This is a genomic window from Actinokineospora alba, assembly GCF_004362515.1.
GTDB lineage: Bacteria > Actinomycetota > Actinomycetes > Mycobacteriales > Pseudonocardiaceae > Actinokineospora > Actinokineospora alba.
Window position 1 is genome coordinate 5,434,164 of record NZ_SNXU01000001.1, and the last position, 15,914, is coordinate 5,450,077.

A 15,914-nucleotide genomic window follows, 5' to 3' on the forward strand; every position below is an offset into this window, starting at 1 on the left:
TATCGAGGCACAAATGGCATTGGCGCAGGCGGGATTCTCCGCCGACACGCTCGATCGTCTCCCGCGGTTCCCTCCCGGCACGTCGTTCGGGGCCGACATCGACGCGGCGAACCGGGTGTTGCTGTCCGACGCCGCCGAGGAGGTGAAGCGCGCGGCGTTCCTGGACTGGGCGACCCGCCACCAGCCCTGCGTCTTCGGTCGGGTCGCGACCAAGTCCGGTGCGGCCGCGAAAGGCCTGGGCATGACGCTGTGCTGGATCGACGAGTCCACTATGGACGCGGGTCCCGACGCCGTGGCAGCGCGGATCGCGGCCGCCCGGCGGGACTGGAAGGACCAAGCCGCGAAGGGGGAGAGCAGCGCCTTCCTCATCATGTTCAACAGCGCGCGGCTCGCCCACGCGCGGCCGCGCCGAACTGGTGCGGGTCGCCGCCGACCTCGCCTCGCTCTACCTCGTGGAGTGGACGCCGGTCCGACCCGACGTCATCTACACCGAGGCGATCCCGCTGCGTGGATCCGACGGGATCGCGCGGCTGTTCAAGGGAAGCGTGCAGCTCTTCCACACCGGTGCGCACCTGCGCCGCCACCACGACCGCCGGATGCCCGGCGGGTTGCTGATCTCGGTCAACGGCCCCGGCCATTACGCCAACGCCCTGGTCGTGCGCGGGCTGTACGAAACCCTGACGGACGCCTCGACGTTCGTCCGCCGGATGGCCGCGCGGTCGATCGGCGCGGGTGGCCTGGGCAGCGACGACGCCCTGAGCACGACCTGGCACCGAGATACCTGTCCCGCTGACCGCGACACGGCCCGCTGGTTCTCGGCCGCCTACCACCTGGACGTGTTCGTCCACGGCTGGTTCCACGGAGCCGCCATAGCTGATCACGCGATGCACGACAACCCATGGCCCCCGGTGATTCCCGTCGACGCAGCGGACTTCAACTACTGACGGCCGCGGAAGAACGCCTGCAGGGGCTCGACATGACGATCGGGGCGGCGCCATTCGGCCAGCAAATCCTCCAACAGGTGCTGTTCCGCGACGAGCCTGCCGAATCGGTAGCACCGCACAACCGGATGGATGAACGCGCTCTCCGCGGCGCGTTCGGGTGCGGGATGCCGCTCGATGGCGAACACGTCAGGGTGATCCGCGCGACCCCAGCGCAGGGACACCGTGTACAGCGTCTCCTGATCGCCGAAACGGGTGATCGCGTAGTCCTCGGGAAGGTCCTCGTACCGGCGGAACTTCCTCCCGGACACGACCAAGGCGTCGCAGAGATATTCGAACTGGGTCCACAGCGCCGAACTCCAGTTGACCCGGTCCAACACCGCGTCGGTGAGCGACTCGGCGTCCAGCTTCACTTCCTCGTGGGGTAACGGGATGTCCAGGTAGCGCTCGGTCAGGATGCGGGACAGCGTGCGCAGGTTGTAGCGGAACCCGTCGATGAACGCCGAGGACGCGCGCTGGAAGTCGCGGGCCTGCGCGAGCGTGCCCGCGAAGTAGAGGCCGTCGATGTCCGTCGATCGCCAATCCTCGCGCAACGCCGGGATGCGGCCGTTGGGCGCCATGCTCGGGCGGCAGGAGTCGTCGAAGATGTCGGTGTCCATGCGGAATCCGGTGCAGCGCACGACCATGTCGTAGTCCAGCACCTCCTGCTCGCCTTGGGCGTGGGTGTAGGTGATCCACACCCGGAAGGCTCCGTCGACGGCCTCGATCCGATCGATCGTGCAGTCCAGCACCGAGTGCAGGGTCTTGAACTGGTAGTTGTCCAACAGGGCGCCGTACTGGCCGCGCACATGCCCGGGATGCTTGGTGTTCCACGACAGCCGCAGCGGATTCGGGCTGGCCAGGTGCACCATCTCCGCCTGGTCGAGCATCATCCGGTGCGCCATCTCGAACGCGGAGTTTCCCTTGCCGATGATCAGCACGCGCTTCCCGCGATAGGCGGCGCCGTCGGCGGGTGCGTCCTCGTAGCCGACGGCGTGACCGATGCCGGGAATGTCGGGCACGTTCGGCTTGCCCCAGCCGGTGGCCATGACAAGGCATTCGGCGGAGACGCACCCGTCGTCGGTCTCGACCACGAACCCAGCCCCGTCCCGCCGCACCTTCCGCACGGTCGTCGCGAACCGCACCTGTGGCACCTGCCGTGTCTGGAAATCGGCCAGGTAGCGCACCATGTCGTCGGCGTGCGGGTAGTAATCGTCGCTGTACTCAGGAAACAGCGGCCCGGCGGGATCGCTGAGCAGTGAGTTCCAGTCCCAGCGCAGCTTGCGCTCAGGGTCATCGCTGCGCACGTGCGCCTTGTTGAGGGAGATCAGCCGACGCTGCCGGGGAAACCGCTCGAAGAACGCCCCAGGCGCATCTGCACGGTCGACCACCAGATAGTCGGCACCGGCGCGCTGCAACCAGTGCCCCAACTGCAGACCGCCGGGCCCCGCTCCCACGATGACAAACTGGTGGCGCTCCACCACAACCCCCTTCACCGCGGGCACTGTCACGCCCACACTGGCCCCGAAGGGTATTGCGTGCGTCGATCTTTCTGGACGGCGATGACACCGACGCCCAGGCTCGACTAGACGCGGCTCCTGCGCACGAGCAGCGTGCCGAGCAGCAGGGCGACGAACGCGCCCGCGATGACCAGGTATGCGGGGGACTGGCTGTCCTCCTCCGGCGGTACCGCCGCGGCGAGCGCCGGGTCCATCACGATCATGTCGTCCTCGCTTACCGTCTCGCTTGGCGGCGCGCTGGTGGTCGAGCTGGTCGCCGACGTCGACGATGGACGGGCGCTGGTGGTGGTCTTGGCGGGCGCTGACGGCTTGGCGGGCGCGGCGACCGCGTCCGGGCCGATCCCGATCCTGACCTCGGCCGAGGTGGCGCCCGCGGCGACCACGGTGACCGAGATGTCGTTGGCGACAAGCGAACTTCCCACCGGGACGGAGTTGTCGGCCTCCGCGGTCGTCTGCGGGCTCCCGTCGATGATCCGGGCGGACCCGTACTTGCCCGCGGGCACCCGGTAGACGTTCACACCTTGGGTGATCCCGACGTCGACGCCCATGCCGGGCACGCGGTACTCGACCATGAGCCGGTCGCCACCTGGCAGCGGCAGGTCGACCGCCCGGGTGCCGCGCACGGATCCCGGCGCGTGCAGAGCGACGAGTTCGACGTTCGCGGTCGCCGCCGGGGTGACCACCTTGTCGGCGGCCAGCCACTTCACTTTGGTCAGTTCCGGTGCGCTGTAACCGGTTTTGGATCCGCCGCCGCCCATCGGCGTGCGCTTGCTGTGGCCGTCGCCCGTGCGGCAGCCCGTGACCACGCCCGGCGGGCAGATGTCGCGGCCCTGGTGGCTGAAGCCGAGGTTGTGGCCGAGTTCGTGCGCCAGGGTCGACGCGCCGATGTGCTCGACGGGGTACCAGGAGCGCTTGCCGGGCACCTCCGCGAGTCCGCCCCAGGCGCAATCCGCCTTGGCGCCGGGGAAGATCACCGCGAGGTCGTCGTAGGGGATGCCCTCGAGAGCGGCCTCGGCCTTGGCGGTCAGCGGTTTCATGTCGCACTTGGACGCGACGTCGACGGTGATCGGCCCGTGCACCTTGCCGCCCGCCAGGGTCATCGTGCGCTGACCGTGGCTCTGCGCGGCGTGGTACTTGGCGACCGAGTCCGGGTTCTCGATGAAGAGGTCGACCAGCTTCTCCTTGACCGCGGGCACGTCGTCGATCGTCTGGTCACTGAAGTTGACCAGGATGACGGCCATCTTTCTCGCCGCGGGCTGGGCTGCGACCGGGCCCGGCGCGCAGAGGAACGCGAACCCGAGGGCGCAGGCAACGGCAAGAGGCTTCAGGAGCGGCGAAGTCACGATCAGCGAGCATACATGCGCACTAACCAATGATTTCGATCATGTTCATTCAGTACGCACCATGTGCACGCACAGCGCGCTCCAAAATCCTTCGAAGAAAGTTTGGGAGAGCTGTCGGATCGGGGTGGTGGTGTTCGTAGGAGGGGTGAGGCCGCCGCAACGGGGCGGCGCCAAGGTGAAGGAACCGCGATCATGAAGCTGACGACCATCTGGTCAAGTCGCGGGTCAACGCCAAGGGCGTGACGATCCAGGTCACCCGCCCGGCCGGGCGCCCGCGGTATGCGGCGGCCTGAGTCCCTGACCACCGAAGCACAGGAGATGAGTTCAGATGCAGTACTTGGTATCCGTGATCGACGACAAGAGCAATCCGGGCAGCACGGACCGGCACCCCGCCATCAGCGCGTTCAACGAGCGGCTGATCGCCGAGGGCTACTGGGTCTTCGCCGGCGGACTCGCCGACACCGACGCGGCCACGGTCATCGACAACCGGGGCGACCAACCGGTGTTCAGCGACGGACCGTTCGTGGAGTCCAAGGAGTACCTCGCGGGCGTCTGGGTGTGGGAGGCCCCCGATCTGGACGTGGCGCTCAAGCTCGCCGCCGAGGCCTCCAAGGTCTGCGACCGGAAGATCGAGGTACGGCCGTTCCAGTGAGCGACGTGGAAGCAGCGATCACCCGAGCCCATCACGACGAGTGGGCGCGGGTGATCGCCGCCCTGACCAGGCGCTTCGGCGACCTCGACCTCGCCGAGGAGGCGGCGGCCGAGGCGTTCGCGACCGCCGTCGAACGATGGCCCGCCGACGGCGTGCCGCCCAACCCCGGCGCCTGGCTGACCACCACCGCCAACCGCAAGGCCATCGACCGGATCCGGCGCGAGAACAAGCGCGACGACAAGCACAAGGAGGCTCGGCTGGTGTACGACGACGACCCGCCCGAGCGTCCCGGCGCCATCGACGACGACCGGCTCCGGCTGATCTTCACCTGCTGTCACCCGGCGCTGGCGATGGACACCCGCGTGGCGCTGACGCTGCGCATGGTCGGCGGTCTGACCGTGCCCGAGATCGCCCGTGCCTTCCTGGTGGCCGAGAACACCATGGGGCAGCGGATCACCCGAGCGAAAGCCAAGATCAAGGCGGCTCGCATCCCCTATCGGCTGCCGTCCGCGGAGGATCTGCCCGCTCGTGTCTCCGGCGTCCTCGCCGTGCTGTTCCTCGTCTTCAACGAGGGCTACCTCGCGACCGGCCCCGACACCGGCCCCGTGCGACACGACCTGACCGCCGAGGCGATCCGGCTCACCCGCCTGATCCGCGCGCTCCTGCCGCGCGACGGGGAAGTGGCCGGGCTGCTGGCGCTGATGCTGCTCACCGAGTCCCGCCGCACTGCCCGGATCTCGGCGACCGGGGAACTGGTCGCGCTCGACGAGCAGGACCGCGGGGCCTGGGACGCGGACATGATCGCCGAGGGCCACCGGCTGGTGCGCGAGCGCCTCGCTGCGGGGGTGGCTCCGGGCCGCTACCAGATCCTCGCCGCGATCAACGCCGTGCACACCTCCGCCCGCGACGTCCGCGACACCGACTGGTCACAGGTCCTCGCCCTCTACGACCAGCTCGTCCGCCTCGACCCCTCGCCGATCATCGCCCTCAACCGGGCCATCGCCGTGGCCGAACTCGACGGGCCGGAGGTGGCACTGGCCATCGTCGACCGCCTCGCCGAGGCGTTGGCCGGCTATCACGCCTACCACGCCACCCGCGCCGACCTGCTGCGCAGGCTGGGCCAAAGCAGGCAGTCACGTGCGGCCTACGACAAGGCCATCGAGCTGGCGGGCAACACCGCCGAGACCGCCTACCTGACCCGCCGCCGCGACCAGTTGGGGTAGCGCGGATCAGCCGGCTCTTCCGGCCTCAATGGCGGCGAACAGTCCGGCGGGTGTCTCAGTCGTCACCCACTCGGCGCTCTGCCTTATCTGGTCGCTGTCGCGCGCACCGGCCACGACGCACGCGACCACCGGATGCTCAAGGGGGAACCGCATCGCCGCGTGCGGCAGAACCGTGCCATACGCGGTGCAGGTCGTGGCGGCCGCGCGGGCCGCGGCGAGGACCTTCGCGGGTGCCTGCTCGTAGTCGAAGCGCGCGTCGTCCGCGGGCCACGGCCGGGCCAGCAGCCCCGAGTTGAACGGCGCGGCCGCGGCCACCGAGACGCCCCGTTCGCCGCAGGCTGCCAGCAGGGGAGCCGCCGAGCGGTCGAGCAGGGTCCAGCGCCCGGCGACCATGACGACGTCGACATCGGTCTCGGTCACGAAGCGCAGCAAGGGATCCACGTAGTTCATCCCGGCGCCGATCGCGCCGATCACGCCCTGGTCCCGCAGGTCCACCAGAGCCGGGATCGCTTCGCCGATCGCGGTGTCCATGTGGTCGTCGGGGTCGTGGACGTAGACGATGTCGACGCGGTCGAGGCCGAGCCGGATCAGGCTGGCCTCCAGGCTGCGGCGCACGCCGTCGCCGGAGTAGTCCAGTTCCCGGGTCAGCGCGTCGTCCACGGCGAACGCGCCCGCGGCGAGGTCCGACCCGGTGGGCGAGGGGTTGGGCACGAGCAGCCTGCCGACCTTGGTGGACACGGTGAACCGGTCGCGCGGGCGATGGGCGAGCGCCTCCCCGAGGCGGCGCTCGGACAGGCCGAGCCCGTAGTGCGGCGCCGTGTCGAAGTAGCGCACACCGCCGTCCCACGCGGTGTCGATGGCGGCCAGAGCGGTCTCGTCGTCTACGGGGTGGAACAGGTTGCCGATCGGCGCGGCGCCGAAACCGAGTTCGGTGACCTCGACCTTGGTGCGGCCAAGCCGGTTCGCCTTCATGCGCCCAGCCCATACCAGCGCACGGCGGTTCCGCCGAAGACTTCGGCCCGCTCGTCCTCGCTGAGCTGGGCTGTCAGCTCCTCGGTGACGGTGAGCACCTCGTCGTAAGTGGCGGCCAGTAGGCACACGGGCCAGTCCGAGCCGAACATGACCCGGTCCGGCCCGAAGGACGACAGCGCGTGCTCGGCATAGGGCAGAAGGTCGTCCGTCGTCCAGTCGGGGCGCGCCTCGGTGACGAGCCCGGACAGCTTGACCGCGACGTTCGGCAGGGTGGCCAGTTCGCTGAGGTCACCGCGCCACGGCTCGGTCTCGCCGAGCGCGATCGGCGGCTTGCCCGCGTGGTCGAGCACGAAACTCAGCTCCGGCAGTGCGCGGGCGGTGTCGATGGCGGCGGGGAGTTGCGAGCTGGTCACCAGCAGGTCGAAAACCAGTCCGGCGGCCGCCACGGCGGCAAGTCCGCGACGAACCTCGGCGCGGCACAGCCACTTGTCGTCCGGTTCGCCTTGCACCTGGTGCCGGATGCCGACCAGCCACTTCCCGCCCGGTCCTGCCCGCAGTTCGTGGAGCCGGTCGGCGACGTCCGGGGCGGTGAGGTCCACCCAGCCCACGACCCCCGCGATCTCCGCGGTGTCCTCAGCGAGCTGAAGGAACTCGGGGGTCTCCTCGGCCACCGTGATCGTCTGCACCAGCACGGTCGCGTCGATCCGGTTGGCCCGCAGGCAGGGTGCGAGGTCCGCGAAGTCGAAGGACCGCCGCAGCCGGGGCAGCTCGCTGGTCCAGGGCTGGTCGCGGACAGCGAGATCCCAGACGTGGTGGTGGGCGTCGACGCGCATGTGAGTCCTTGTGGGGAGTCAGGATGGTGTGGAGTCGGGTCGATCGGGCCTGAACCGGATGACCGAGGCGGTGCGGCGGGCGGTCATGGGCGGTGTTCGCTCAACCGGGCGCGGGCCAGGTCGAGGTGGGTTGTCATGGCCGCGTGCGCGGCCTCCGGGTCGCGGGCGGTGATGGCCTCGGCGATGGCGCGGTGCTCGGCGAGGGTCGCGCGGCCCTGGTCGGTGGTGTAGCGGAGCCGGAAGAGGCGCAGGTGGCAGTGGGTGCGGGTGAAGGCGTGCACGACCTCGCCGTTGCCGGAGAGCTCGGCGATGAGCTGGTGGAAGCGTTCGTCCTGCGCGGCGAGTTCGCGATAGGCGGCGTAGTCGTCGCCCGCGGGGACCGCGGTGACCGAGTCCAGTTCCGTCCACAACACGGCCAGGCCCGCGTCGTCGATCCGCTGGGCGGCTCGCGCCGCCGACCACGGCTCGATCAGGCCGCGGAACTCGAACAGGTCCTCGAGCTGGTCGGCGGTCAGCAGGGGAGTGGTCGAGTAGCCGCGCAGCGGCTCCTTGCGCACCAGTGACTCCGACTCCAGCCGGACCAGCGCCTCCCGAACCGGAGTGGAGGAAACCCGCAGGTCACGGGCGAGCTGGTCGATGCTCAACCGGCCCTCGGGTGGGATGACGTCATCCATGATGAGCGCCTTGATGCTCTCGTAGACGTCCTCGGTGAGGCTCTGCCGAGGCGGCAGCGGCGAGATTCCGGAGCCCTTCCCGACTGCGGGCTCGCGCGCGGTGCTCATCGGACTCCTCCCGTGCCATGGCGATCGCGACAGATCAAGCTACCTCAGGAATCGCACATCGTGCACGATGCAGGAAGGTGCGCCGGGGTCACTGCTCCTCGAGGTGCGCGCGGAGCGCTCGGACCCGGTCTTCGCACACCGGGGAATCCCAGCCGGACCGCACCAGGCCACCGACATGGATCGCGTCGACCCCCATCGCCCGCAGCGCCGGGACATGCTCGGTCCGCAGGCCGCCGCCCGCCAGCAGCCTGACCCCCGTCGGCGGTCGCGCCGCCCGGTCGGCGAGCACGGGAAGGCCAGTGGGCACCCCCGCGGCCGATCCCGCCGTCAGGACGAAGTCGAGGCCGGGCAGGCCGTGCAGCGCCGACCACGCCGACTCCTGGTCGGCGGCGTGGTCGATGGCCCGGTGGAAGGTCCACCGCGCCCCGCCCAGCGCCTCGACGAGGGCCGTGGTGGCCTCGACGTCGATCCGGCCGTCGGCGGTGAGGAAACCGAGAACGAACTCGTCCGCGCCCGCCGCACGCAGGTCCTTCGCCGTTCGCGCAAGGCAGGCGACCCCTTCGCGATCGATGGTGAAGCCTTCGCGGTCGCGCAGCATCACGCGCAGCGGGAGGTCCACCGCCGACCGCATCCGCTCTACCAGGCGGGCCGCCGGGGTCAGTCCGTCGGCCGCCATGTCGCTGACCACCTCGACCCGGTCGGCGCCACCGCGTTCGGCCGCGCGGGCGTCGGCCACGGTCAGCGCGATGACCTCGAGCAGGCAGCCGGTCACGCGATCCTCCTTCACCGAAACAATGGTTTAGACCATAATGGATCAGACCATAGTGTGATTTCGGGCCAGATTCCTCCGTTCGACCGTTGATTGTGTGTGAAGTTGTCCATACGCTCGCCCAATCACACAACTTCATGCAGGGCTGATGGAGGAACCATGCGACTGGCACGTGGCCTGATGGCACTGGCGCTGATAGCCCCCGTCCTGGGCGGTGTGTCCGCCGTGCCTGCCGCGGCCGCCACGTCGATAGGGGACGTGGTGCCCGTGCCGGTGTCCGTCGCCCCGGCCCCGGGCGTGACCTACACGCTGCCCTCCACCGGCAGGATCCACGCCGACACGGGCGCCACCGCCGTGGCCGACCGGCTGGCCGGGCTGCTGCGTCCCTCGACCGGGTATGCCCTGCCGGTGCTGGCCGCGTCCGGCACGCCCACCGACGGCATCGCGCTGCTGCTCTCCGGCGCGGACCCGAGCGTCGGCCAGGAGGGCTACCAGCTCGACGTCACCGCCGCCGCGGTGACCATCCGGGCGAAGTCGGCGGCGGGGTTGTTCCACGGAGTCCAGACGCTGCGGCAGCTGCTGCCCGTCGCCGTGGAAAGCGCGACGCCGCAAGCGGGTCCGTGGGTCGTGCCGGGTGGCCGGATCATCGACTACCCCCGGTTCGCCTACCGCGGCGCCATGCTCGACGTGGCCCGCCACTTCCAGCCGGTGGCGACCGTCAAGCGGTACATCGACCAGCTCGCCCTCTACAAAATCAACTACCTGCACCTGCACCTGACCGACGACCAGGGCTGGCGGATCGTGGTCGACTCGTGGCCCCGGCTGGCCACCCACGGCGGCAGCACCCAGGTCGGTGGCGGCCCCGGGGGCTACTACACGAAGGCGCAGTACGCCGACATCGTCGCCTACGCCGCCGCGCGCCACATCGCGATCGTGCCCGAGATCGACATGCCCGGTCACACCAACGCCGCGCTGGCCTCCTACGCCGAGCTGAACTGCGACGGCGTCGCCCGGCAGCTCTACACGGGCACCGCGGTCGGCTTCAGCTCCCTGTGCGTGCCCAAGGAGATCACCTACACGTTCATCAACGACGTGATCCGCGAGCTGTCCGCGCTCTCGCCCGGCCCGTACGTCCACCTCGGCGGCGACGAGACGGCCGCGACCTCGCCCGCCGACTTCACCAAGTTCATCGAGCGCGTCCAGCCGATCGTCACCGGCAACGGCCGCGCGGTCATCGGCTGGCACGAGATCGGCTCCACCGCGCACTCCGCGGGCCGTGTCGTGCAGTACTGGGGCACCGCGACGAGCGACAGCCACGTGACCTCCGCGGTGTCGAAGGGCGCGAAAGTCCTGATGTCCCCGGCCAACAAGACCTACCTGGACATGAAGTACAACTCCTCGACCCCGATCGGCTTGTCCTGGGCGGGGTACATCGAGGTCCGAACCGCGTACGACTGGAACCCGGGCGCCCACCTCACCGGCGTGGGGGAGTCGTCGGTCCTCGGCGTCGAGGCGCCGCTGTGGTCGGAGACCGTGGTGACCCAGAACCACATCGACTACCTGACCTTCCCCCGGCTGCCCGCCATCGCGGAAGTGGGCTGGTCCCCGTGGTCCACGCACAACTGGGACGCGTTCCGCCTGCGTCTGGCCGCGCAGGGCCCACGCTGGTCGGCGATGGGCATCGACTACTACCCCTCGACGCAGATCCCGTGGCCGTCGACCGGGTCGGCGAAGAGCCTGGTCGGCCAAGCCTCCGGCCGGTGCCTGGACATCCCGGCGAGCAACATGGCCAACGGCACCCAGCCCGCGCTGTGGGACTGCCACGGCGGCGCGAACCAGAAATGGACCCACACCACCGCGAGCGAACTGCGGGCCACCGTCAACGGCGTCACCAAGTGCCTCGACGTGAACGGCGGATCGACGGCCGACGGAGCGGTGATCCTCCTCTGGGACTGCCACGGCGGCGGAAACCAGAAATGGACCTTCAACGCCGCGGGCCAGGTCGTCGGCCAGCAGTCGGGCAAGTGCCTGGAGCCCGCGGGCGGGGCGACGGCGAACGGGACCGCGATCAGACTGGCCACCTGCCGCACGACGAACAACGCCAGTCAGGTCTTCGCCCGAACCTAGGACACGGGTGGTGCTGATACCGGCGACGCGGTCCCACGTCGCCGGTATCAGCGCGCGTCCGTCCAGCGGACCGCACCGACCTACTGATCGGATGAATCGGCAAATCCCCTTGCCTGCCGACCGATGGCAGTCCAGAGTATTGCTGGCTACGTAAGGAGTTTCACGCCCCTCGCACCCTCGGGCAGTCCAGCACATCGGATGTATGGGCCGTCAGGAAGTAGGAGTCATGCGGTTTCGCTTACTGGCGGCCGGGGTCGCGATCAGCTCGGCTCTGGCCACCGTCGTGGCCGTGAGCCCCGCGGCGGCGGCGGGAAACCCGGTGGTCACGATCTCGCCCACCGACACCCAGGCGCAGCTCCTGGCCAAGGCCGCGTCGGTCACCCCGACCGACCGGCAACTCGCCTGGCAGCGCGAGGAGCTGACCGGGTTCGTCCACTTCGGACCCAACACTTACACCGGCCGCGACCTGGGGCTCGGCACCGAGGACCCGGACATCATCCAGCCTGCCGGCCTCGACACCGACCAGTGGGTCTCGACGTTCAAGGACGCCGGGTTCAAGAAGATCATCTTCACCGCGAAGCACCACGACGGGATGCTGATGTATCCGTCGGCGTACTCGACCTACGACATGGCGTCGAGCAGCTACCTCAACGGCACCGCCGACCTGGTGAAGTCGTTCACCGACTCCGCGCGCAAGTTCGGGGTGAAGGTGGGCATCTACCTCTCGCCGTCGGACCTGCACGAGTACCAGCCGGGCGGCACCTTCGGCAACGGCAGCGCCAAGGTCAACGCGACCATCCCGAGCATCGCGGGCACCGGCCCCAAGTTCGACGTCGTCGCCGACGACTACAACCGGCTCTACATGAACACCCTCTACGAGCTGTTGACCAAGTACGGCACCGTCGACGAGGTGTGGTTCGACGGCTACGACCCGACCGGCGGCCGCCAGCCGTACAACTTCACCGACTGGGTCAGGATCGTGCGCACCCTGCAGCCCACCGCGGTCACCTTCGGCGGTGACGTGCGCTGGGTCGGCAACGAGAGCGGCGTCGCGCGGACCAGTGAGTGGAGCGTCATCCCGAACAACAACACCGCGAACCCGGATGGGATGCGCAAGTCGACCTTCGGCGAGGTGGCCGACAACATCGCGGGCGACGACAAGCTGACCACGGCGTCGAGCTACCTGGCCTGGTTCCCCGGCGAGTGCGACGCCAAGCTGCAGCCGTCGTGGTTCTGGCACCCGAACCAGACCCCGAAGACGCTCAGCGCGCTGATGTCGATGTACTACGCCTCGGTCGGCCGCAACTGCCAGCTGCTGCTCAACGTCGGCCCGAACCAGCAGGGCAAGATCGGCGCCACCGAGGTCACCAGGATGGCCGAGTTCGGCGCGAAGATCCGCTCCACGTTCGCCACCAACCAGGCCGCCGGGGCGACGGCGGCCAACGACACGGGCACGTCCAACACCTCGGGCAACGTTCCCGCCAACGTCCTCGACGCGAACGACGGCACCGGCTGGCAGCCGAGCGCGAACACCGGCGGTCTCGTCGTCGATCTGCCGGCGCCCAAGGCGGTCAACACCGTGGTGCTGCAGGAGAACATCCAGGTCGGCCAGCGGGTCGCGGGCTTCGCCGTCGACACGTGGAACGGCACTTCGTGGCAGCAGGTGACCGCCGGGACGACCGTCGGCTACAAGCGCATCGTGCAGTTCCCCACGGTCTCCACCCAGAAGGTGCGGCTGCGGATCACCGCGTCCCGCGCGCTCGCCCCCAGCATCGCCACTCTGGCGCTCTACGACGATGGCTCGGCCACCAACCTCGCCCAGGGCAAGCCCTCGACCCAGTCGTCGACTTCGAACTCGGCGCCCGCGTCACGCGCGGTCGACGGCAACACCCACGGCGACTTCTTCGCGAATTCGGTGACCCACACCAATTCCGAAGCGTCCCCGTGGTGGCAGGTCGACCTCGGGGCGTCGGTCCCGGTCGGCAAGCTGGCGCTCTGGAACCGCACCGACTGCTGCGCGAACCGACTCACCGACTACTGGGTCTTCGTCTCCGACACCCCGTTCAACACCTCGCTCACCCCGGCGCAGCAGGCGGCCGCGCCGGGCGTCTGGTCGAGTCGCCAGACCGGGCAGGCGGGCACACCGACCCAGCTGACCGTGGGCAAGACCGGCCGGTACGTCATGGTCCGGTTGGCGGGAACCAACCCGCTGTCGTTGGCCGAAGTGCAGGTTTTCGCGCCCGCCAACGACTTCTCCCTCGCCGCGAGCCAGCCGATGACCTCGGTCCCGGCCGGGCAGGCCACCACGTCGACGGTCACGACGGCGGTGACCAAGGGCGCCACGGGACCGATCACGCTCAGCGCCGCCAACCTGCCCCCGGGCGCCACGGCGACGTTCAACCCGGTCACGGTCACCGCGGGCGGCACCTCGACCCTCACCATCCAGACCTCGGCGAGCACCCCGCCCGGGGACTCGATCGTGGACGTCATCGGCACCGCGGCGGAGGTCTCGCACAGCGCGCAGGTGACCGTCAGCGTCGTGGCCGCCTCGGCTGACCCGGTGGTCTCCGGTCAGCGCTACCAGGTCCGCAACGCGTTGTCCGGCAAGGCGGTCGACGTTCCGGGCAACGCGACCACCGCGGGAACCCAGCTGATCCAGTGGGCGCCGCACAGCGGCGACAACCAGCGGTGGACGTTCACCAAGCAGGCCGACGGCAGCTACGAGGTCCGCAGTGTCTCCAGTGGACTCTGCATGGACGCCACGACCAACTCCGGCGAACCGGTCGTGCAGTGGACCTGCCACGGCGGAAGCAACCAGCGCTGGTCACTCGTGGCCGCGACGGGTGGGCACCGCCTGGTGGCGAAGTCGAGCGGCAAGGTGCTCACAGTGGCCGGGACCGGCGACGGGCTCACCCAAGCCGCCGCCGTGGCGGGCAGTGCCCAGTCGTGGATCTTCGTCACCCCGTGACCTGCCGGTGCTGGGCTGCCCGGGGGTGAGGTCGGCCACCGACAACGCCGAGGAGAATGACGAAAGGCAAGGAGGACAACCCACTCCTTGCCACTTCCAACGTATAGCGCACAGGGGGTCTTGCCGCAAGACCCGGGTGGTGCCGCAGAATCTCCGTCCGAAGCCAGAACCTGCGCGAATGCGGGTTTCTGGCCGCGAAGTGAGACGGGGGATTGATGGCTGACGTGATCATCGCCGGTGGCGGGCCGACCGGTCTGATGCTGGCCTGCGAGTTGCGGCTGCACGGCGTGCACGCGCTCGTGCTGGAGAGGGAGACGGAGCCGACCAAGTACGTCCGCGCGCTCGGCCTGCACGCGCGCAGCGTCGAGGTGATGGACCAGCGTGGTCTGCTGGAGCGGTTCCTCGAGCTGGGCCAGCAGTACCCGGCGGGCGGTTTCTTCGCCGCCATCGCCAAGCCGTCGCCGGATCGGCTGGACACCGCGCATCCGTATGTCCTCGGCATCCCGCAGACCACCACCGACCGGCTGCTGACCGAGCACGCCATCGAGGTCGGCGTCGAGATCCGGCGCGGCTGCGAGCTGGTCGGGCTGACCCAGGACGACCACGGGGTGACCGCCGAACTGGCCGACGGCACCCGGCTGCGCTCGCGCTACCTCGTCGGCTGCGACGGCGGGCGCAGCACGGTGCGCAGGCTGCTCGGCGTCGGTTTCCCCGGCGAGCCCAGCCGGGTCGACACGCTGCTGGGCGAGCTGGAGCTGACCGCGCCGCCGGAGACGGTGGCCGCCGTGATGGCCGAAGTCCGCAAGACCCAGTTCCGGTTCGGCGCCGGGCCCCTCGCGGACGGCGTGTACCGCGTCGTCGTGCCCGCCGAGGGGGTCGCTGATGACCGTTCCGTGCCACCGACCCTGGAGGAGTTCAAGCAGCAGCTGCGGGCGTACGCGGGCACCGACTTCGGCGCCCACTCACCGCGCTGGCTCTCCCGCTTCGGCGACGCCACCCGGCTCGCCGAGCGCTACCGGACCGGCCGCGTCCTCCTCGCGGGCGACGCCGCGCACATCCACCCGCCCGTCGGCGGACAGGGACTCAACCTCGGCATCCAGGACGCGTTCAACCTCGGCTGGAAACTGGCCGCCGAGGTCAACGGCTGGGCACCGGACGGCCTGCTCGACAGCTACCACACCGAACGCCACCCGGTGGCAGCCGACGTCCTGGACAACACGCGCGCGCAGATGCAGCTGATGTCCCCGGAGCCAGGCCCCCAGGCGGTGCGCCGGTTGGTATCTGAACTGATGGAGTTCGACGAGGTGAACCGGTATTTGACCGAGAAGATCGCCGCTCTCGGGATCCGGTACGACTTCGGTGACGGCCATGACCTGCTTGGGAAGCGGATGCGGGACGTGGGGTTGAAGAAGGGGCGTCTGTACGAGTTGATGCATGGCGGTCGTGGGTTGCTGCTTGATCAGACGGGCGGGCTTTCGGTTGGTGGTTGGTTGGATCGGGTCGATCATGTTGTCGAGGTCAGTGAGGAGTTGGACGTGCCCGCGGTGTTGTTGCGGCCGGATGGGCATGTGGCTTGGGTTGGTTCAGACCAGGAGGAGCTGATCAGGCACCTGCGTAGGTGGTTCGGGGCTCCCGCTGACCTGGCCTCGGGCTCCCGCTGAGCTGGCGGGGATCTCCCTCCGGCTTGATTGTTTAACTCTCGATCGGCGGTATCAAGGGCGGCCGTGAACGGCCGTCGCTGCGCG

The 15,914-nt window shown here is 69.5% G+C and carries 12 protein-coding genes; 6 read left to right on the forward strand and 6 right to left on the reverse strand.

Going from position 1 to position 15,914, the window contains the following annotated elements:
* Positions 1-416: 416 nt before the first annotated feature.
* Positions 417-944 (forward strand): hypothetical protein, encoded by a 528-nt coding sequence (locus tag C8E96_RS24910; RefSeq protein WP_091368861.1) that lies wholly within the window; start codon positions 417-419, stop codon positions 942-944.
* Here the strand turns inward: C8E96_RS24910 and C8E96_RS24915 are convergent.
* Positions 938-2,437 (reverse strand): NAD(P)-binding domain-containing protein, encoded by a 1,500-nt coding sequence (locus tag C8E96_RS24915; RefSeq protein WP_228772086.1) that lies wholly within the window; start codon positions 2,435-2,437, stop codon positions 938-940. The genes C8E96_RS24910 and C8E96_RS24915 overlap by 7 nt on opposite strands.
* A gap of 128 nt (positions 2,438-2,565) precedes the next feature.
* Positions 2,566-3,843: a metallopeptidase domain-containing protein gene (locus C8E96_RS24920; protein ID WP_133794758.1), complete on the reverse strand. Its 1,278-nt coding sequence runs from the start codon at positions 3,841-3,843 to the stop codon at positions 2,566-2,568.
* Positions 3,844-4,171: 328 nt separating this feature from the next.
* Between C8E96_RS24920 and C8E96_RS24930 the strand changes: the two genes are divergently transcribed.
* A complete protein-coding gene (locus C8E96_RS24930; protein ID WP_091368866.1) occupies positions 4,172-4,495 on the forward strand; it encodes a YciI family protein in 324 nt (107 codons plus the stop codon).
* The gene (locus C8E96_RS24935) at positions 4,492-5,718 is read left to right on the forward strand and encodes an RNA polymerase sigma factor (protein ID WP_091368869.1); all 1,227 of its coding nucleotides are present in this window, start codon (positions 4,492-4,494) and stop codon (positions 5,716-5,718) included. Before C8E96_RS24930 ends, C8E96_RS24935 begins: the two co-directional genes overlap by 4 nt.
* A 6-nt stretch (positions 5,719-5,724) precedes the next feature.
* Here the strand turns inward: C8E96_RS24935 and C8E96_RS24940 are convergent, their stop codons facing one another.
* The 4 genes from C8E96_RS24940 to C8E96_RS24955 form a co-directional block, all read right to left on the reverse strand.
* Positions 5,725-6,690: an aldo/keto reductase gene (locus tag C8E96_RS24940; RefSeq protein WP_091368872.1), complete on the reverse strand. Its 966-nt coding sequence runs from the start codon at positions 6,688-6,690 to the stop codon at positions 5,725-5,727.
* Positions 6,687-7,523: an amidohydrolase family protein gene (locus C8E96_RS24945; protein WP_091368876.1), complete on the reverse strand. Its 837-nt coding sequence runs from the start codon at positions 7,521-7,523 to the stop codon at positions 6,687-6,689. Before C8E96_RS24945 ends, C8E96_RS24940 begins: the two co-directional genes overlap by 4 nt.
* A gap of 83 nt (positions 7,524-7,606) precedes the next feature.
* Positions 7,607-8,305 carry a GntR family transcriptional regulator gene (locus C8E96_RS24950; RefSeq protein ID WP_091368880.1) on the reverse strand — a complete coding sequence of 233 codons (699 nt, stop codon included), beginning with the start codon at positions 8,303-8,305 and terminating at the stop codon, positions 7,607-7,609.
* Between the two features lie 88 nt (positions 8,306-8,393).
* Positions 8,394-9,092 carry a copper homeostasis protein CutC gene (locus C8E96_RS24955; RefSeq protein WP_228769598.1) on the reverse strand — a complete coding sequence of 233 codons (699 nt, stop codon included), beginning with the start codon at positions 9,090-9,092 and terminating at the stop codon, positions 8,394-8,396.
* 141 nt (positions 9,093-9,233) lie between these two features.
* Here C8E96_RS24955 and C8E96_RS24960 point away from each other — a divergent pair, with 141 nt between their 5' ends.
* The 3 genes from C8E96_RS24960 (at position 9,234) to rox (ending at position 15,830) form a co-directional block, all read left to right on the forward strand.
* Entirely contained in the window at positions 9,234-11,201 is a 1,968-nt protein-coding gene (locus C8E96_RS24960) for a family 20 glycosylhydrolase (protein ID WP_143025291.1), read from the forward strand.
* 226 nt (positions 11,202-11,427) lie between these two features.
* Positions 11,428-14,169, forward strand: a complete 2,742-nt coding sequence (locus C8E96_RS24965; protein ID WP_091574777.1) for an alpha-L-fucosidase — start codon at positions 11,428-11,430, stop codon at positions 14,167-14,169.
* A gap of 215 nt (positions 14,170-14,384) precedes the next feature.
* A complete protein-coding gene (gene rox / locus C8E96_RS24970) occupies positions 14,385-15,830 on the forward strand; it encodes a rifampin monooxygenase (protein WP_091368891.1) in 1,446 nt (481 codons plus the stop codon).
* Positions 15,831-15,914 lie beyond the last annotated feature (84 nt).